Origin of the sequence: Psychrobium sp. MM17-31, assembly GCF_022347785.1 — a bacterium.
In the GTDB taxonomy this organism is placed as follows: Bacteria; Pseudomonadota; Gammaproteobacteria; order Enterobacterales; family Psychrobiaceae; genus Psychrobium.
The window spans coordinates 583,234-601,441 of sequence record NZ_JAKRGA010000003.1; the positions used below are offsets into that span (position 1 = coordinate 583,234).

Below are 18,208 nucleotides of genomic sequence, written 5' to 3' on the forward strand. Positions count from 1 at the left end.
AGCTTACTTACTACCTGCTGCTAATTTTTGCTCGTGAGCAACTTGTTTTTGTTTGTGAATTTGTAAACGCGTTTCCAACAATTCACGACGGGCGTAACGGTGCTCGACAAATTCATAAACGTTAGTTGCCAGTGCTAGCTTAAAGTAATTCAGTGCGAGCTCTGGTTGATTGTACATTCGGGCAAAAATCCCCAAATAGAAATAGGCTTCACATAGACGCTCTGCCATGTGATTTGGACTCTCAATATTTTGCGTTAAGCCATTGATGAATTGAGCTTGCGACATGTTCATTAGAAATAAATCTACGATTTGTCGTCCCCATGCATCAGCTGCTATTTTTTCACGGTTTTGACGCAAGTTTTTTAACGCCTGCGCCTTATCGATTTTATGCTCTGCAAGGTAGCGCCAAATGGCACGATAAGGATCGGTAACATCAAAATTATGGAACTTGGTTAAATCTCTCACTGCCAATTTCTCGCGGCCACCGTAATATTGTGAAATACCACGATTTAAATAAACGTATTGATGCTCTGGTGCTAACTCAATGGTGGCATCAAAAGCTTCATACGCCTTATCAAACTGCCCTACCAAGGTAAAATGAATGCCAACGTGATTATAGGCCTCAGCCATTTGTGGATTCACACGCAGAGCGCGGTTGTAATCAATACGCGCTAAACTCGGCAGGCCAAAGCTATCGTAGAGTAATCCCCGATCATAAAACGCCTTTGCACGTTGTTCGTTTGAGATGTCTTCTTTGGTTAGAAAATCAGAAATACGTGCGAGTGCAACTTCCTTTTTAAAATCAACAGCCAGTGGTTCGCTAATAATGAGTTGCCCGAATGGACTATTAGTTTGCGGTGAGGCAGTTGTAGGCTTTGATGACGATGTCGACTGACAACCAGCCAGCCCAAATAAGGCAATGACGATAATGGATTTAGAAAAACGAGAAAACATGGTGAAAAATCCCAGAACAAAATATCGCTCTACTATGCCATAGCCCTCTGGGTAAGGCTAATGGAGAATTGTCAGATAGTGTAAAAACTCACGATATTTCAATGGATTTATGACTAACTTTCTTCATCAGCTGACTAGCGCTTGGCCATTGGGTGATCGTCATTAAGCTCTAATAAGTCCCACAAGTTGCCGTACAAATCTTCGAAAACGGCAACTGTTCCATAGTCTTGCTCTTTTGGTTCGCGTACAAAATTGATGCCTAATGCAATCATACGGTTGTAATCTCGCCAGAAATCATCAGTGCTCAAAAATAAAAAGACTCGTCCGCCGCTTTGGTTGCCAATAAAGTTCTCTTGCTCTTGATTTGAAGCACGCGCTAGTAATAAGGTCACTCCATTTGAATTCGGTGGCGATACTACAACCCAACGTTTGTCTTGCTCTGGCTGATAGGAATCTTCAATTAACTCAAATTTAAGTTTGTTGACGTAAAAGTCTATTGCTTCATCGTAATCTTTGACCACTAACGCAATATGAACAATGCTTTGTTTCATCTGTTCTCTTTTGGTATAAGGGCTCTACTTAACTGGACAACTTTTAACTGATGTTGCGATGCCATTTCCCGTCGAAACAAAACAGTCATCTAACAAGGTGCAATAACAAAATTCAACATCTAGCTTCCAGCGCTCGTTATTGATTTTTTTCCATAACGCCTGACTATTGGGATGTTCAAATAAGGTAAAGAAATTACGATCCGATTGTGCTGGTAGCACAACGCCATTTATTTCTTTAGTTACAAAACCGCCATCCTCTAGGGTCAATTTCTTATCTTTCGCAAAGAACTCTCGATATTGTTTATATTCAGAAGAACAACATGCATTTAGAAAGTCACCAATATTGTTATAGCGATTATCTTGATACATCAAGCTAGTATTGTGAATGATTGCTGCTCCTGAGCCGGAGTTGCCCATTGAAAAATTTATTACTTTGGTTTTTGTATTCGAGTTGTAATTACCATGCTCAAATACCATAAGCGGAAGCGTCATGGCCTTTACCTGCTTTTCAGCTGCACTAGCTTGTAAATATGTGGCATAAAACGAAGCGAGAGAGATAAAAATCGCACACAAGGCGATGATTAAATTTAGTCTATCTGCGCTAAAAACTGCTTTTTTCTCAGTCACAATACAATCCCTTTTTATTTTAATTGTTGATTGCTGTTGCGAGTTAATGATAACTCCGCTCAAAAAGTGACGTTAAATTAATAGTTAATAGATATATATGCAAGCAACTTGACGTAAAAAAGCCCGCGCAACTTTCATTGTGCGGGCTTTTATTTTAAGTATTAACTTGCGTTAACGTACTTAATTACTCAGCAGCTGGTGCTTCGGCAGCAGGCTTAGCATCTTTCATGCCTTGGCTTTAAACGCAGTCGTACACGGCCTTGGCGATTGCGAGTACATGAATAGATCCTTCTTATTCACAAGATCAAAAAAGCCCGCGCAACTTTCATTGCGCGGGCTTTTTATTTTAAGTATTAACTTACGTTAATTATTCAGCAGCTGGAGCTTCTTCAGCTGGCTTAGCATCTTTCATGCTTAAACGTACACGGCCTTGACGGTCGATTTCTAGAACCTTCACGTCTACCATTTGACCTTCTTTTAGGAAGTCAGTTACTTTCTCAACACGCTCTTCAGTGATTTGAGAAATGTGTACTAGGCCATCTTTACCTGGTAATACTTCAACGAAAGCACCAAAGTCTACGATGCGCTTAACTGCGCCGTGGTAGATTTTGCCCACTTCAACTTCAGCAGTGATTGCTTCGATGCGTGAGATAGCGTCTTTAGACTTAGCGCTGTCTGTAGAAGCAATCTTAACTGTACCGTCGTCTTCAATTTCGATAACACAGCCAGTTTCTTCAGTAAGTTGACGGATAGTTGCGCCGCCTTTACCGATGATGTCACGGATCTTGTCAGTTGGAACCTTCATCGTAGTGATGCGTGGTGCAAACTCAGATACGTCTTCACGTGCGCCAGAAATCGCTTCGTCCATCACGTTTAGAATGTGTAAACGCGCAGCTTTCGCTTGGTTTAACGCGATATCCATGATGTTCTTAGTGATACCTTCGATTTTGATATCCATTTGTAGTGCAGTAATACCTTCGGTAGAACCCGCTACTTTAAAGTCCATGTCACCTAGGTGATCTTCGTCGCCTAAAATGTCAGAAAGAACAACAAAGTCGTCGCCTTCTTTTACAAGACCCATTGCGATACCAGCAACAGACGCTTTAATTGGAACACCAGCATCCATAAGTGCTAGAGACGTACCACATACAGAAGCCATCGAGCTTGAACCGTTAGATTCAGTGATTTCAGATACAACACGTACTGCGTATGGGAATTCTTCTTTAGTTGGCATAACTGCTAGAACACCACGCTTAGCTAAACGGCCGTGACCGATTTCGCGACGCTTAGGTGAACCAACCATACCTGTCTCACCAACACATGATGGTGGGAAGTTGTAGTGCATCATGAACGTATCAGTGATTTCACCAGTTAGGCTGTCGATGCGTTGTGCGTCGCGCTCTGTACCTAGTGTCGCTGTTACTAATGCTTGAGTCTCACCACGTGTAAATACGGCTGAACCGTGAGTACGTGGAAGAACACCAGTCATTACGTCTAGTGCGCGAATCATTTCTGGATCGCGACCATCGATACGTGGCTGGCCAGAGATAATGCGTGAACGTACAACTTCTTTTTCTACGTCGTGCGCCATTTCAGCAACAAGCTTAGTGTTTACTTCAGCGTTTTCAGCAACTAGTGCGTCAATAACGTCAGCGGTGATCACATCGATTTGCGCTTTACGCTCCATCTTGTCTGATACTTGGTACGCAGCAACGTAACGCTCTTCAGATAATGCTTTAATTTTACCTAGTAACTCTTCGTCAGTTACTGGTGCTGTCCAATCCCATGCAGGCTTGCCAGCTTCAGCTTTTAATTCTTTGATTGCTTCGATAACAACTTGTTGTGCGTCGTGACCGAAAGTAACAGCGCCTAGCATGACTTCTTCAGATAGCATTTCAGCTTCTGATTCAACCATTAGTACAGCGTTGTCTGTACCAGAAACAACAAGGTCTAACTGACTCGTTGTTAGTTCAGTTGTTGTTGGGTTAAGTACGTATTGACCGTCGATGTAACCAACGCGCGCACAACCGATTGGACCGTTGAACGGACAACCAGCTAGTGAGATAGCAGCAGAAGTACCGATCATCGCAACGATGTCTGGGTTAACTTCTGGGTTTACAGAAACTACAGTAGCAATAATTTGCACTTCGTTAACGAAACCTTCAGGGAAAAGTGGGCGGATTGGACGATCGATTAAACGTGCTGTTAATGTTTCGTTTTCGCTTGGACGGCCTTCGCGCTTGAAGAAACCACCAGGGATTTTACCAGCAGCGTAAGTACGCTCTTGGTAGTTAACTGTAAGCGGGAAAAAGTCACGGCCTTCTTCAGCTTTTTTCTTCGCAACACAGGTAACCATAACGACAGTGTCGTCCATGTTTACTAATACTGCACCGTCCGCTTGACGCGCGATAGCGCCAGTTTCAATGGTCACATTGTGTTGACCATATTTAAAAGTTTTAATTGTAGGATTCACTGATTGAATTTCCTTTATCTTTTAGTCGTCTTTAAATTTCTGGGCATAGTATACGGGGCTTGATTGGGAAAGCAAAGCAGCGATTAGCTTTGTTGCAAAAAATTCATAATCTCCGCGTGTAAGCAGCAAGGACTCACGGCTATAAATTAATATCTAGCTTAATAATGTGGCGCTGCTTGTTATCGTTATCTAAGCGATATTCTGCGGTTGCGGGGTGATTATTAAAGAAGGTTTGAAATACTCCCGTCTGCTCTGCTTTTTGCAAGCCAAGCGTAATTCGGTCTCGTAAACGTTGATTATCAGGATGGACAAAAAAGTACTTGGTTTGCGACCACTGCCATGCCAGATGCTCAACCACCATTAATTCAGGATTTGACTGCGTAACTTCCTTGGCTGCACTGACAGGAATAGAGAAATAATCAAACCTGTTGTGTTTAAGCATTTTTCGTAAATGTTGCGTCGACTGCGCCGTATTTACTACGGTGTAGTCTAACTTTTTCAACTCTTTCCCAAGTGGACTATGACGAGTAGTTCCAAGCCGCATCGCCTTTAGTTGCTTTTCCGTACTAATTTTCGCGAACTTAGAGACATCAGCCTTACGAATCACAAACAAACGATAATTAGCAGACTTGCGATAAATGGGTATTTTTATCGCCACCAATTTAGTCTTTGAAAAGCCGCTCTCTTTTCCCCACATCACATCGATTTTTTGCCCCTTGTCCATAAAATTCATGGCTCGAAATCGTTGATATCCAGCAACCGAGGGAACCAGCTTATAATCACCAAACTCTTGCTCGGTTTGCTGCAATGCAATTTCAAGTAATCGGAGCGGATAGCGACTCTCAATTAGTTTATCTGCGGTTTGATTTTTGGTATTAGTTCCTTTATTGAAACGCACCACATCTTTAGCCAATACCGACTGTAGCGAAGCAAGCAGAAAAATAATCAATACTAGGCGAGAAGAACTGGAGATATCCATATCATTGAAAAGTAGGTGATTCGATAAAATTATCATATCACAGCGTTAATAACTTAAAAGTGACCTTAGGTATTAATTCAACAATTCATAAAACTGAATTCTAAAAGCATTATTCAATGTGTTGAGTTTAGCGATTAAATAGTCGACTTAAAAATCCTTTTTTTAGTGAGGGTCGTTGTTGTGGTTCAAGCGCTATTTGACCAATAAGGCCGAAGGTTCCAGATATTATATTGCCAACCTCAATATCTCTTGAAATGAGCTCTTCATCAGCAACCACATCAAAAATACCGCCGAGTGTATCAACTAAAATCCATTGGAATGATTTGCCAGATAATTCGTTAGTGATCACCTGATGCTCGATGACTTCTCCCGAAAATGTAGCGACAGCAAGCGGTGGTATGCCCTGATCTTCCCCCATAAACAAACCGGATGGTATAAATGATTTAGCAGCAAAGGGAATATTTTGAATTTGACTTTGCTCGAAATCTCGCTCGTCCTGATACACTTCAATATGGTGAGCAAACGCAGATATCGTTGCGGTAGTGAAAAACGGGAACTCGAGATTGCGATACTGTGCTTTGTTAACGAGTTCGAAGATGAAAGGATAAGCACCATGATCGGCATTTGAATTTGGTTCGGCCCAGCAATGTAGCGATACTTCAAACTCACTATTACTATCACCAGCAACCAAGCCAGTAATTCCGACATCGACTTTGGACTTACCAAAAAAAGACGGCGTCATTCCTTTTATTTCACCGTTATCACCTATGTGTAACCAAACTTCTGCGCCATTAGCGTGCCATTTACGGTAACTGACTTTATTACATTCAATGGTTTGAGCTTGCTGATAGACACTTTCCATTAAAGCATCAATTTCTTCACTCGATTCTGCTGACAAACCAATGGTTGAATAGTTACAAGGCATCCCTAAATCCTACACGTGCTAAAAAGTAGACTAAGTGTAGACGGGAATTTTCAATGTACTTCACCAATTTGTAACTAAATACTGATGCTCAGACATACATCGGCTCATTGCGATCCAAGAATCGCCCGATACCGTTCATCCTGAACATCGGCTCAACGCCATCCTTGGCTCCGCTCGATACCGTTCGTCCTGAACATAAAAAAAGGAGCCTTGCGGCTCCTTTTTAAAAAATAGATGGCGGTCGATTAACGACGTAGACCTAATTTTTCGATAGTTGCTTGGTACTTAGTAACGTCTTTACGCTTTAAGTAGTCAAGTAATTTACGACGGCTAGAAACCATGCGTAATAGACCACGACGTGAGTGGTGATCGTGGATGTGCTTCTTGAAGTGACCTTGTAGGTGATTGATTTGTGCTGTTAACAAAGCAATTTGTACTTCAGAAGAACCAGTATCGTTTTCAGTGCGGCCGAATTCTTTGATGATTTCAGCTGTTTGCGCTGCGCTTAGTGACATAATAAACTCCAAATGTTTATAAGGTTTAACTTCATGTAGCCGATCACTAATTCAGCTACACATCGAGCGCGGTATAATACCAGTATCGCTAAGATATACAAGTGATTATTACCGCAAGGTTTTTATCGCGTGGTTTAAATCACGCTTGTGATTCAACGACCATGCGTTTGGGCTGTACGCGTCCCTGACTATCGATAATTCCTACACCGATAAAACGCTGCTCAGTACCGACTTTAATGCGCACTAATTCGCCTTCATTAAAACCATCGACTTTCACCGGATTACCGTGTGACGCTAAGCGATAGTCATCTTCGGTGATGGTGGCAACAGGGAAATTATCCACTGGACTATCCATCTCAAGTAATAGCTCGTCGAGATATACCGACGGCATCACCTCTTCTGCGATAGCTTTGTCATGTAGCGCTTGTAAGTCATCAAGACTAATCATCTTATCCGTTGGATAAGTGGCCACCTCAAGACGGCGCAACATAGTAATGTGCGCGCCACAACCGAGCATTTCACCTAAATCATCGATAATGGTGCGAATGTACGTCCCTTTAGAAACGTGCAGCTCAAGCTCTAACTCATCACCTTCGTGACGAATAAACAGCAGCTCAAATACCTCGATATCACGGGCTTCACGCTCAACGGTAATACCCTGACGCGCGTAATGATACAACGGCTTGCCTTGATGTTTTAAAGCTGAAAACATCGACGGTACTTGCTTGGTTTTACCGCGAAAGAAATCGATTTTCTCAAGCAAGGTGTCATGAGAAAACTCAATCGGACGCGTTTCCACTACTTCGCCATCGCTATCTGACGTGTCAGTGCGTTCGCCAAGCTTGGCAATCACGCGATAACGCTTGTCTGAATCGAGTAAGTATTGTGAAAACTTAGTCGCTTCCCCCAAACAAATTGGCAGCATACCAGTGGCCAAAGGATCAAGCGCGCCAGTATGACCCGCTTTTTGCGCGCCAAACAAACGCTTAACCTTTTGCACCATATCGTTAGAGCTATGGCCAGTGGCTTTATCTAGTAATAACACGCCATTAATCGGGCGTCCCTTACGTTTGCGCGCCATTAGCCTTCCTCAGAATCGATATCTGGATTGTTTTGGCGATCTTTACGTACCGCTTGGTTTACTAGGCTTGTCATGCGAATACCTTCGCTTAATGACTTGTCGTAGTAGAATTTTAAATCAGGAACAATACGTAAACGCATCGCACTGCCCATCATGCTGCGCAGTAATGGTGCTTGTTCATTTAACTTAGCAACGGCATTTTTAATGTTGTCGCCTTCGTCATTTAAAATTGTGAAATACACCTTGGCGTATGATAAGTCAGATGACAAATCAACTTCGTTTAGGGTGATCATGCCAAGCTCGTTAGCTTTAACTTCACGCGATACGATTTGTGCTAATTCTTTTTGAATTTGCTGCGCCACTCGGCGCGCACGACTAAATTCTTTAGCCATAATTTCTCCTCCAGTGTCTCTTTACAAGAAACACAGATGGGGGCATACGCCCCCATCTCAATTATTTAGTTTAATTAACGCTTATAGTGAACGTTTAACTTCAACTACTTCAAATACTTCGATTTGGTCGCCAACTTTAACATCGTTGTAGTTCTTAACGCCGATACCACATTCCATGTTGTTGCGAACTTCTTGTACGTCATCTTTAAAGCGACGTAGTGATTCTAACTCACCTTCGAAGATTACAACGTTGTCACGTAGAACGCGGATTGGGTTAGTACGTTTAACCGTACCTTCAGTAACCATACAACCAGCGATAGCGCCAAACTTAGGTGAACGGAACACGTCACGAACTTCTGCAAGACCAATGATTTCTTGCTTGAATTCTGGTGCTAATAGACCGCTCATCGCCGCCTTGATTTCGTTAATCAAGTCGTAAATTACGCTGTAGTAGCGCATGTCTAAGTTTTCGTTAGAGATAACTTTACGAGCAGTTGCATCGGCACGTACGTTAAAGCCAAGCATGATAGCGTTAGACGCTGCAGCAAGTGTTGCATCAGTTTCTGTGATACCACCTACGCCGCGACTGATGATGTTAACTTTAACTTCGTCAGTCGATAGCTTCTCTAGTGAATCAGCGATGGCCGCTAGTGAACCTTCAACGTCAGTCTTAAGAATAACGTTAAGTTCTGAGAACTCACCCGCTGTCATGTTAGAGAACATGTTTTCTAACTTAGCTTTTTGCTGACGCGCTAGTTTCAGATCGCGGAACTTACCTTGACGGTAAAGTGCAACTTCACGCGCTTTACGCTCGTCAGATACTACAGTTGCTTCATCACCGGCTTTAGGCACAGCTGATAGACCTAGGATCTCTACTGGGATAGATGGACCAGCAGATTTGATTTCTTTACCGTTTTCATCACGCATTGCACGAACACGGCCATATTCAAGACCACAAAGAATGATGTCACCGTGGTTTAGCATACCTTCTTGTACAAGAACGGTAGCAACAGGACCGCGACCTTTATCTAGGCGAGACTCGATTACAACACCAGCAGCGTGACCTTGATCAGTTGCTTTAAGCTCTAAGATCTCAGCTTGCATTAAGATAGCTTCTAGAAGCTCGTCGATACCTGTACCTGCTTTTGCAGACACGTGACAGAATTGAACGTCACCGCCCCACTCTTCTGGAATAACGTCTAATGCAGATAGTTCGTTCTTAACGCGATCTGGATCTGCGCCTTCTTTATCCATCTTGTTTACAGCGATGATAATAGGAGCGCCAGCAGCTTTAGCATGCTCAATCGCTTCTTTAGTTTGTGGCATCACACCATCATCAGCCGCAACTACGATGATTACAACGTCGGTTGCTTTAGCACCACGTGAACGCATCGCGGTAAACGCGGCGTGTCCCGGAGTATCTAAGAAGGTGATCATTGAACCATCAACATCTACGTGGTATGCACCGATGTGCTGCGTAATACCACCGGCTTCGCCAGCAGCAACTTTCGCTTTACGGATGTAATCAAGTAGTGACGTTTTACCGTGGTCAACGTGACCCATGATGGTAACAACAGGAGCACGTGTTTTCTGCTCACCTTGCTCACCGCGCTCAGATAGTACTGAGTGCTCTAATTCGTTTTCGCGAACTAGTACTACTTTGTAGCCCATTTCTTCACAAACAAGCTCAGCCGTTTCTTGATCAAGTACTTGGTTAATGGTCGCCATAACGCCCATTTTCATTAAGTTTTTGATAACTTCAGTCGCTTTAACTGACATCTTAGACGCCAGCTCAGAAACGGCAATAGTTTCGCCTAGACGGATATCAGATTTAGCAACAACCGCTGATTTATCAAAACCTTGTTTGATAGACGTTGGTGCGCTAAGCGTGCCTTTCTTACCACGGTTTTTGTTAGCAAATGGGTTAGAAGATTCCTTCTTACCTTTCTTCGCTTTCTTCTTACGACCACGAGTTTCTTCTTGACGATCTTGCTTGTCTTCCGCTTCACGAGCGTACTCAGAAGAAGTTGTGTGGTAATCAGCGTTCTTTTCAGCTTCTTTACGCGCTTTTTCTTCTGCTGCCCAACGCGCTGCGTTTTCTTCAGCAAGTTTTTTCGCTGCCGCAGCTTCTTGCTCGGCCGCTGCTTTAACGTTTGCCGCAAGTAATTCAGCTTGACGTTGTTTCAGCGCTTCTTCTTCTTTAGCGATTTCTTCAGCCTTAGCTGCTTCTTCAGGATCAAGTTCAGCTTTCGCAGCTTCAGCTTTAGCAAGTGCTTCTGCTTTCGCTTTTTCTGCCGCTTCTTTTTCAAGACGCTTAGCTTCTTCTAACTTCGCTTTTTCTTCAGCAGCTTTTTGTTGAGCCGCTTCACGAGCAATACGCGCTTCTTCTTCAGCTTTAGCCGCTTCTGCCGCTGCCGCTTCTTCTTCCGCTTTCGCCGCTGCGGCTAATTCAGCTGGATCGCGTTTAACGTAAGTGCGTTTTTTACGCGTTTCAACGTTAACGGTACGACCTTTTTCACCTGAACCAACTTTTAGCGTTGATTTAGTTTTGCGTTGTAGCGTCATTTTCTTTGGTGTCGCTTCGCCGCCGTGCTGCTGTGCAAGCATTTCAAGTAAGGCTTGTTTTTCTTGTAATGACACATTGTCATTTTGGCTTTTCTTAAAGCCAGCTTGAGCTAATTGTTCGATAACACGCTCAACCGGTGCATCGATCTCTTTAGCCAAGCTTTTGACTGTTAATTCTGACATAGTAATAATTCCCCTTGCCTTACTTATTCTTGCTCGTCGCTAAACCAACAAATGTTACGCGCAGCCATGATAAGCTCGCCTGCGTGCTCAGCGCTTAACTCTTCGATTGACTCTAAATCGTCAACGCCTTGCTCCGCTAAATCTTCTAATGTCACAACACCTTTGCTCGCTAATACGAACGCTAGGTGACGCTCCATACCTTCAAGTGCAAGTAGGTCTTCTGCTGGTTCAGCACCTTCTAGTGACTCTTCAACTTTTAACGCTTGAGTTGTTAATGCGTTCTTAGCACGGTCACGTAGCTCGTTTACTAGATCTTCGTCGAAACCGTCGATTTCTAGTAATTCGCTAACAGGCACGTAAGCAATTTCTTCTAGTGAAGTGAAACCTTCTTCAACCAGTACTTGCGCGAAATCTTCGTCGATATCTAAATCTTTAGTGAAAACGCTAACAATCTTGTTGTCTTCAGCTGAGTGCTTCTCTTTTAGCTCGCTCACTGTCATTACGTTTAAGTTCCAACCTGTTAGTTGGCTTGCTAAACGAATGTTTTGACCGTTACGGCCAATCGCTTGTGCTAGGTTGTCATCTTCAACAGCTAAGTCCATTGAGTTTTCGTCTTCGTCAACGATAACGCTAACAACTTCAGCTGGCGCCATTGCATTGATAACGAACTGAGCTACGTTTTCGTCCCACAGTACGATGTCAACACGCTCGCCGCCTAACTCGCCAGATACGGCTTGTACACGAGAACCACGCATACCAACACAAGCACCAACAGGGTCAATACGCTTGTCATTACTCTTCACCGCAATCTTAGCGCGTGAACCTGGATCACGAGCTGCGCCCATGATGTCTAACATTTGCTCGCCAATTTCCGGTACTTCGATGCGGAATAGTTCAACTAGCATGTCAGGGTGAGTACGGCTTACACATAGTGATGGGCCACGGTTGTCTTCTTTGATGGTGTAAAGAAGACCGCGTACGCGATCGCCTGGACGGAAAGATTCACGTGGAAGACGGTCATCTTTAAAGATGATTGCTTCAGCGTTGTTACCTAGGTCGATGATTACGCTGTCACGAGTGCTCTTCTTAACAACACCAGTTACTAACTCACCAACTTGGTCACGGTATTCGTCAACAACCATTGCGCGCTCAGCTTCACGTACTTTTTGTACGATAACTTGCTTAGCAGTTTGGGTAGTAATACGGTCAAATTCGATTGAATCGATTTGCTCTTCGATGTAATCACCTAGTTGTAGGTTCTCGTCATCAAACTGTGCCGCAGATAAAGTGATTTCCGCCAATGGGTTTTCCATTTCTTCGTCAGCAACAACTAACCAACGACGGAACGTATCGAATTCACCGGTTTTGCGGTCAATATCGATGCGTACTTCAATTTCTTTTTCAGCTTTCTTTTTAGTCGCACTCGCTAGTGCAATCTCTAATGCTTCAAAAATCTTCTCGCGAGGTACGCCTTTCTCGTTAGACACGGCCTCTGCAACTAACAATATCTCTTTGCTCATTTCTGCAGTCCTTCTATTTTTAATTTTTAAAATTGCGGAACGATGTTAGCTTTTTTAACGTTAGCTAATGCAATCGTATATTCTTGTCCGTCAACGTTTACGATAACCATTTCACCGTCAACGCTTACGATTTCACCTTTAAATTTACGGCGACCATCAGTTGGCATTACAGTTTGCACGGTAACGATTTCACCGATGCGCTCGCTGTAGTGCTTTGCTTTAAATAATGGACGGTCTAAACCTGGTGAAGAAACTTCTAGGTTGTATTCTGTGCTAATTGGATCTTCAACATCTAATACCGCGCTAACCTGATGGCTAACTTCGGCACAGGCATCAACGTCGATACCATTTTCGTGATCGATGAATAAACGCAATGTCGAATGTTTACCAGCGCGAATAAATTCAATACCAATGAGTTCATAACCCGCAGCTTCTACTGCAGGCTCAAGCATTTCTGTTAAGCGATTATCAATAGTAGACAACACTCACTCCTAAAATAAATCTCTAAAAAACAAAAAAGGGCCAATTGGCCCAGTTTAATAACAAGTAGTGTTCTCATCAGAACCATACTTGTTTGATGTCGTTACAGGTAATAAAAAACCCCGACTAAATAGCGGGGCTTAAAACTGGACCCTGTATACCAAGTTGCCTTGGTAGCCACTGTCAAATGTTCACCATTTGATAGCGGACTTTGGGTTATGCAGTGATTTTAATTGTTGCCGTTACCTTCGAGCAGCCGCTCCAGAAAATAACTAAAATCTATACATAAAGTAGATGGCGGTGATTATACGCTTGATGAGTAAAATATCAACCCGAAATCACCTGCCATCAGTGAGTTATTTCACTAAAATTGCACATAGGTACGTTATTTAATTTTAATCAAATTACCAAGCTTAGATGAAATCTCACTTAAATGTTGCGACTGTTGTACCGTGGTTTGCGCCCCTTCTAAAATCGCATGGCTCTTACCGGTAATTTCATCAATATTCTCGCGCAGTTGTCCGATAGTTGACGACTGTTGGGTAGCCGCTGTCGCATTGTCTGAGTTAAGACCATTGATGGTTTCAACTTGGTCAGTCACATTATTAAGCAGCTCCGACGCACTCGCCGCATTATCTACCGTCAGCATTGCTTGTTCACGACTTTCGTTCATCACTTCACTGGCTTGAGTTGCACCTTTTTGCAGCCCTTGCACTAAATCGTTAATTTCACTTGTGGCTTCTTGCGTGCGCTGCGCCAGTGTGCGAACTTCATCGGCAACAACCGCAAAACCACGACCCTGTTCACCTGCGCGTGCCGCTTCAATCGCCGCATTTAACGCCAACAAGTTTGTTTGCTCAGCGATGCCGTCGATGGTGCTAATAATACCGCCGATACTATCACTTTGTGCAGACAGCTGATTAACAACGTCATTGGCGCGAGTAATATTTTCCGCAAGCGCATTAATTTGTTGTAGTGTTTGCTGCATGTTTGCACCGCTATCAGTAATGCCTTGGGTAACTTCGCTGGTGATTGTCGCGGTGTGGTTTGCCCGTTGTGATACATCTTCGCTAACGTTCATCAGCTCCGTTACCGCTTGAGAAATGCCGTCTAGGTTCGCTTGCTGACTAAAAATATTGGATTCCGCTTCTTTCGCAATGGTCGATGTTGACGCCGAATGTTGCTCAACAATTGCCGCCTGATTACGCACATCATTCAACAGCGACTCTAACGCAGAATGCAGCGTAGAAATTCCACTTGATAATTGATTAATTTCATATTTTTCCGTTTTAGTCTGCCAACTGCTCAGTGTTCCACCTTGTAAATCGGACGCCAAAGAGGTGGTACTACGGGTTAAACGACTAATAGGGTTCGATACATTTTTGTAAAGAAAGAAATAAATAAAGGCGCTAACTAACACAAACACCACAAAAGTAGCTAAACTCAGTTTCACAGCCAACTCATTTGACGCCGCCATTTTAGCAGCAATAGGTGTAATGACAGACAGGCCACCAAGCACCTTGGCACCAGACACAGGAATACTATGACAGTTAGCACAGCCCGGATGCATATTACTCATTAGCGGTACGGCTATTTTGTAAAATTCACTATCTTGGATAACGATTGGATTGAGATTACCCTTGGCGAAAGTAGTAATAGCATTCGCCTCAAACGGCGTTTTAGTTGCCGTAATGTCTTTGCCAAATGACGTAAGATTTAATTTTTGCTCATCGGTAAATAATCTAATTTGCGCGACATCACTGCCAAAGTCGTGAGTTACGGCGAGATCAACCGCCTCTATGGTTTTTATCCAATCTTGATGGATTTCAGCTTTCTTAACCGGATCAGTTTCTTGGGTAAATTCATCATTAAAACGAATGGTCGATACCATAAACATCTGCGCGGCACGCTGGATATTCTCGTTACTGAGTTGTTCAACTTGTTTAATGGTATCGCTGCGAAAACTGGTAATAAGAATCGCAGCTAAACCAACACAGGCGACTACTGCAACGGCTGCCAGACGGGTTAAAATATTGAAATTGAGGGTCGATGATTTAGACGTCATTACGTAATTCCCTTTATCTTGTACTATTGCTTAAGTTGATTTAGATCAATCTATATTCCTAATGTGCATTACGATATAAGATGAAATTATGAAAGGCAACTGGAATAGTAAATTGCTAGTAAATTTTAGACATAAAAAAACGGGAAACCGCTAAGGTTTCCCGCTCTTCGTATTTGGTGCGGATGGCGGGACTTGAACCCGCACGCTGTTAGGCACCACCCCCTCAAGATGGCGTGTCTACCAATTCCACCACATCCGCAAATTTTTACTAAATGCTACTTAGGTACTGAACCATTTTCTGATGCAGGATCTTTCTCAGCAACAGGTGGTTTAGCAGCATCTACTTGCTCAGTAGCAAGATTTTCAAACTCACTTGTTTTGTTAGAACGTTCTGAAGTCAAAGTACCTAATAGTAGGCTAATGATGAAGAATAACGTTGCTAATACACCAGTACTACGCGTTAAAAAGCTGCCAGCACCTGATGAACCGAATACTGAGCCTGATGCACCACTTCCGAATGATGCGCCCATATCGGCACCTTTACCTTGTTGAATCAATACTAAACCAATGATTGCTAAGGCAACGATTAAATAAATTACAATAAGTACTTCGTACATTACTTGCTACTCTGTGCGTTGTTGCAAATTGTCATAAACTTGTCGCTAACTAAACTAGCTCCGCCGACTAAGGCACCGTTTATATCGTTTTGCTTAAATAGTTCAGCAGCATTGTTTTCATTGACACTGCCGCCATATAAAATTCTTACACCTTGAGCAACTTCTGCATCATATTTCGCTAAATGACCGCGAATGAAACGATGAACAGCTTGTGCTTGCTCAGGGGTTGCGCTTTTACCCGTGCCTATTGCCCATACTGGTTCATAAGCAATAACACCATTCTTAAATGATTCGATACCAGCAAGCTCTACAACTGCATTGATATCTTTTGCGATAACATCAAAGGTTTTATCATCTTCGCGCTCTTGCTCGGTTTCACCAGTACAAAGAATTGGCGTAATATCGTTCACCAGAGCTTGTTTGTACTTTTGTGCGACCAACTGCGGTGATTCACCGAAAATTGCACGTCGCTCAGAGTGACCAACAATAGCAAATGAAGCCTTTACTTCTTTAAGCATATCAACGGATATTTCACCAGTGAATGCACCAGAAGCTTGTTCGCTAACATTCTGTGCACCTACATTGAGCACACTTTCGTGAGCGTCAACCTGCTTTGCAAGTTCGTCAACGTAAATACTCGGTGGACAAATTAATACGTCAATCTCATTAATCGCTTGCGAATTAAATTCCTGGGCAAATTCACTAATTAGTGATTTGTTGCCGTTCATTTTCCAGTTGCCAGCAATTAGCGGTTTTAATTGACTCATTTAGTCCCCCTTAAAAAGCGGAGGAGATAGTAACTATTCTTTCACGGCGTTACAAGTCTGATTGTCAAAAAACTTAACTTTTGTCGTCGTTCGCTTTATTTTTAACCCAAACGCCGTGATTAGTCATTGTTTAGCTTAGAAAATTAAGCGCAAACACGCTTGACGACATCGCTGATATCATTGGCGTGTTTTAGCACGTCTTCTTCTACTACGCCTTCAACCATAACGCGAATAAGCGGCTCGGTACCGGACTTCCTCAGCAGTACGCGACCTTGATCGGCCAATGCGGTTTCTGCATTTTCAACCGCCGACATCACTTCACTATTCGTTAATGGATCTTCACTGCCACCAAAACGCACATTAATGAGTTTTTGTGGTAGCAACTTCATGCCGTTACGTAGTTCTTTAACCGATAGGCCCGACTGACATACCGCTTGTAATATTAGTAAGGCTGCAACGACGCCGTCACCAGTGGTGTTGTGATCGAGTGAAATAATATGGCCAGAGTTCTCACCACCAATTTTCCAGCCGTTGCTAGTAAGCCCTTCAAGCACATGACGATCACCAACATCAGCACGAACAAAAGGAACGCCTAAATCACGTAATGCCAACTCTAGACCTAGGTTACTCATCTTGGTGCCAACAACACCGCCTCCAAGTTCACCGTTTTTCAATGCTTCACGCACGATAATAAATAGTGTTTCATCACCGTCTAATGCACTACCGTCGCTATCAACCATCATCAGGCGATCACCGTCGCCATCAAGGGCAATCCCCATATCGGCTTGATGCTCAACTACTGCTTTTTGCAGGTTGGCTAAATCTGTTGCGCCGTAACCATCATTGATATTTAAGCCATCTGGCTTACAACCAATAGAAACGACTTCAGCCCCTAACTCGCTAAATACCGCAGGTGCAATGTGGTAAGTCGCGCCGTGAGCACAGTCAACTACAATTTTCTTACCTTCAAGAGATAGGTGATTTGGGAAGTTACTCTTACAAAACTCGATATAACGACCAGCAGCATCGTTAATACGACTCGCTTTACCTAATTGTTCAGAAGGTACACAGCCCATACCATTGTCAATTTCCGCTTCGATGGCTAATTCCAAATCATCATCTAACTTAGTACCGTTTGCCGAGAAAAACTTAATGCCATTGTCATAATATGGATTGTGAGAGGCACTAATAACAATGCCCGCTTCGGCGCGGAAGGTGCGGGTTAGATAGGCAATTGCCGGTGTTGGCATTGGGCCAAGTAATGCTACATTAATACCTGCTGCTGACAAACCTGCTTCTAGTGCCGATTCGAGCATGTAACCCGAGATACGAGTATCCTTGCCAATAATGACTTTTTTGGTACCTACCTGCGAAAAAACCTTACCGGCAGCGTAACCGAGTTTCATTGCAAATTCTGGTGTGATTTTTCCTTCACCTACTTTGCCGCGAATGCCGTCGGTACCAAAATATTTACGTTGTGACATAGTCATCCTTATCTTTTTATTAATTCTTAT

At 43.1% G+C, this 18,208-nt stretch carries 16 protein-coding genes and 1 tRNA gene; all 17 read right to left on the reverse strand.

Annotated features, from left to right (window positions below):
* Positions 1–3: 3 nt before the first annotated feature.
* Positions 4–954: a lipoprotein NlpI gene (nlpI, locus tag MHM98_RS11420; protein WP_239439399.1), complete on the reverse strand. Its 951-nt coding sequence runs from the start codon at positions 952–954 to the stop codon at positions 4–6.
* Between the two features lie 134 nt (positions 955–1,088).
* Positions 1,089–1,505 (reverse strand): VOC family protein, encoded by a 417-nt coding sequence (locus MHM98_RS11425; RefSeq protein WP_239439400.1) that lies wholly within the window; start codon positions 1,503–1,505, stop codon positions 1,089–1,091.
* A gap of 24 nt (positions 1,506–1,529) precedes the next feature.
* Entirely contained in the window at positions 1,530–2,132 is a 603-nt protein-coding gene (locus tag MHM98_RS11430; RefSeq protein WP_239439401.1) for a hypothetical protein, read from the reverse strand.
* Between the two features lie 367 nt (positions 2,133–2,499).
* Positions 2,500–4,605 carry a polyribonucleotide nucleotidyltransferase gene (pnp, locus tag MHM98_RS11435; RefSeq protein ID WP_239439402.1) on the reverse strand — a complete coding sequence of 702 codons (2,106 nt, stop codon included), beginning with the start codon at positions 4,603–4,605 and terminating at the stop codon, positions 2,500–2,502.
* Positions 4,606–4,744: 139 nt separating this feature from the next.
* Positions 4,745–5,620 (reverse strand): transporter substrate-binding domain-containing protein, encoded by an 876-nt coding sequence (locus MHM98_RS11440; protein WP_239439403.1) that lies wholly within the window; start codon positions 5,618–5,620, stop codon positions 4,745–4,747.
* Between the two features lie 91 nt (positions 5,621–5,711).
* Positions 5,712–6,509: a hypothetical protein gene (locus tag MHM98_RS11445; protein WP_239439404.1), complete on the reverse strand. Its 798-nt coding sequence runs from the start codon at positions 6,507–6,509 to the stop codon at positions 5,712–5,714.
* Positions 6,510–6,754: 245 nt separating this feature from the next.
* Complete coding sequence (gene rpsO, locus MHM98_RS11450) at positions 6,755–7,024, reverse strand: 30S ribosomal protein S15 (protein WP_239439405.1); 270 nt, start codon at positions 7,022–7,024, stop codon at positions 6,755–6,757.
* 139 nt (positions 7,025–7,163) lie between these two features.
* Positions 7,164–8,105, reverse strand: coding sequence for a tRNA pseudouridine(55) synthase TruB (truB, locus tag MHM98_RS11455; RefSeq protein ID WP_239439406.1), 942 nt, complete (start codon positions 8,103–8,105; stop codon positions 7,164–7,166).
* Positions 8,105–8,497 (reverse strand): 30S ribosome-binding factor RbfA, encoded by a 393-nt coding sequence (gene rbfA / locus MHM98_RS11460; protein ID WP_239439407.1) that lies wholly within the window; start codon positions 8,495–8,497, stop codon positions 8,105–8,107. Before rbfA ends, truB begins: the two co-directional genes overlap by 1 nt.
* Before the next feature lie 81 nt (positions 8,498–8,578).
* The gene (infB, locus tag MHM98_RS11465; RefSeq protein ID WP_239439408.1) at positions 8,579–11,245 is read right to left on the reverse strand and encodes a translation initiation factor IF-2; all 2,667 of its coding nucleotides are present in this window, start codon (positions 11,243–11,245) and stop codon (positions 8,579–8,581) included.
* A gap of 23 nt (positions 11,246–11,268) precedes the next feature.
* Positions 11,269–12,765, reverse strand: coding sequence for a transcription termination factor NusA (nusA, locus tag MHM98_RS11470; protein ID WP_239439409.1), 1,497 nt, complete (start codon positions 12,763–12,765; stop codon positions 11,269–11,271).
* Positions 12,766–12,791: 26 nt separating this feature from the next.
* Entirely contained in the window at positions 12,792–13,247 is a 456-nt protein-coding gene (rimP, locus tag MHM98_RS11475) for a ribosome maturation factor RimP (RefSeq protein ID WP_239439410.1), read from the reverse strand.
* Positions 13,248–13,630: 383 nt separating this feature from the next.
* A complete protein-coding gene (locus MHM98_RS11480) occupies positions 13,631–15,310 on the reverse strand; it encodes a methyl-accepting chemotaxis protein (RefSeq protein ID WP_239439411.1) in 1,680 nt (559 codons plus the stop codon).
* Between the two features lie 174 nt (positions 15,311–15,484).
* Positions 15,485–15,569: transfer RNA gene (locus MHM98_RS11485), tRNA-Leu, on the reverse strand.
* 16 nt (positions 15,570–15,585) lie between these two features.
* Entirely contained in the window at positions 15,586–15,927 is a 342-nt protein-coding gene (gene secG, locus MHM98_RS11490) for a preprotein translocase subunit SecG (protein WP_343229212.1), read from the reverse strand.
* Positions 15,927–16,694, reverse strand: a complete 768-nt coding sequence (gene tpiA, locus MHM98_RS11495) for a triose-phosphate isomerase (RefSeq protein ID WP_239439412.1) — start codon at positions 16,692–16,694, stop codon at positions 15,927–15,929. The genes secG and tpiA overlap by 1 nt, the downstream gene beginning before the upstream one ends.
* Positions 16,695–16,837: 143 nt before the next feature.
* Entirely contained in the window at positions 16,838–18,178 is a 1,341-nt protein-coding gene (gene glmM / locus MHM98_RS11500; protein WP_239439414.1) for a phosphoglucosamine mutase, read from the reverse strand.
* Positions 18,179–18,208 lie beyond the last annotated feature (30 nt).

What these genes read in the sequence shown, in the direction of transcription:
- nlpI (WP_239439399.1), bottom strand. Translation starts at nt 954, where the DNA reads ATGTTTTCTCGTTTTTCTAAATCCATTATCGTCATTGCCTTATTTGGG.
- MHM98_RS11425 (WP_239439400.1), bottom strand. Translation starts at nt 1,505, where the DNA reads ATGAAACAAAGCATTGTTCATATTGCGTTAGTGGTCAAAGATTACGAT.
- MHM98_RS11440 (WP_239439403.1), bottom strand. Translation starts at nt 5,620, where the DNA reads ATGATAATTTTATCGAATCACCTACTTTTCAATGATATGGATATCTCC.
- MHM98_RS11445 (WP_239439404.1), bottom strand. Translation starts at nt 6,509, where the DNA reads ATGCCTTGTAACTATTCAACCATTGGTTTGTCAGCAGAATCGAGTGAA.
- rpsO (WP_239439405.1), bottom strand. Translation starts at nt 7,024, where the DNA reads ATGTCACTAAGCGCAGCGCAAACAGCTGAAATCATCAAAGAATTCGGC.
- truB (WP_239439406.1), bottom strand. Translation starts at nt 8,105, where the DNA reads ATGGCGCGCAAACGTAAGGGACGCCCGATTAATGGCGTGTTATTACTA.
- rbfA (WP_239439407.1), bottom strand. Translation starts at nt 8,497, where the DNA reads ATGGCTAAAGAATTTAGTCGTGCGCGCCGAGTGGCGCAGCAAATTCAA.
- infB (WP_239439408.1), bottom strand. Translation starts at nt 11,245, where the DNA reads ATGTCAGAATTAACAGTCAAAAGCTTGGCTAAAGAGATCGATGCACCG.
- nusA (WP_239439409.1), bottom strand. Translation starts at nt 12,765, where the DNA reads ATGAGCAAAGAGATATTGTTAGTTGCAGAGGCCGTGTCTAACGAGAAA.
- MHM98_RS11480 (WP_239439411.1), bottom strand. Translation starts at nt 15,310, where the DNA reads ATGACGTCTAAATCATCGACCCTCAATTTCAATATTTTAACCCGTCTG.
- secG (WP_343229212.1), bottom strand. Translation starts at nt 15,927, where the DNA reads ATGTACGAAGTACTTATTGTAATTTATTTAATCGTTGCCTTAGCAATC.
- tpiA (WP_239439412.1), bottom strand. Translation starts at nt 16,694, where the DNA reads ATGAGTCAATTAAAACCGCTAATTGCTGGCAACTGGAAAATGAACGGC.
- glmM (WP_239439414.1), bottom strand. Translation starts at nt 18,178, where the DNA reads ATGTCACAACGTAAATATTTTGGTACCGACGGCATTCGCGGCAAAGTA.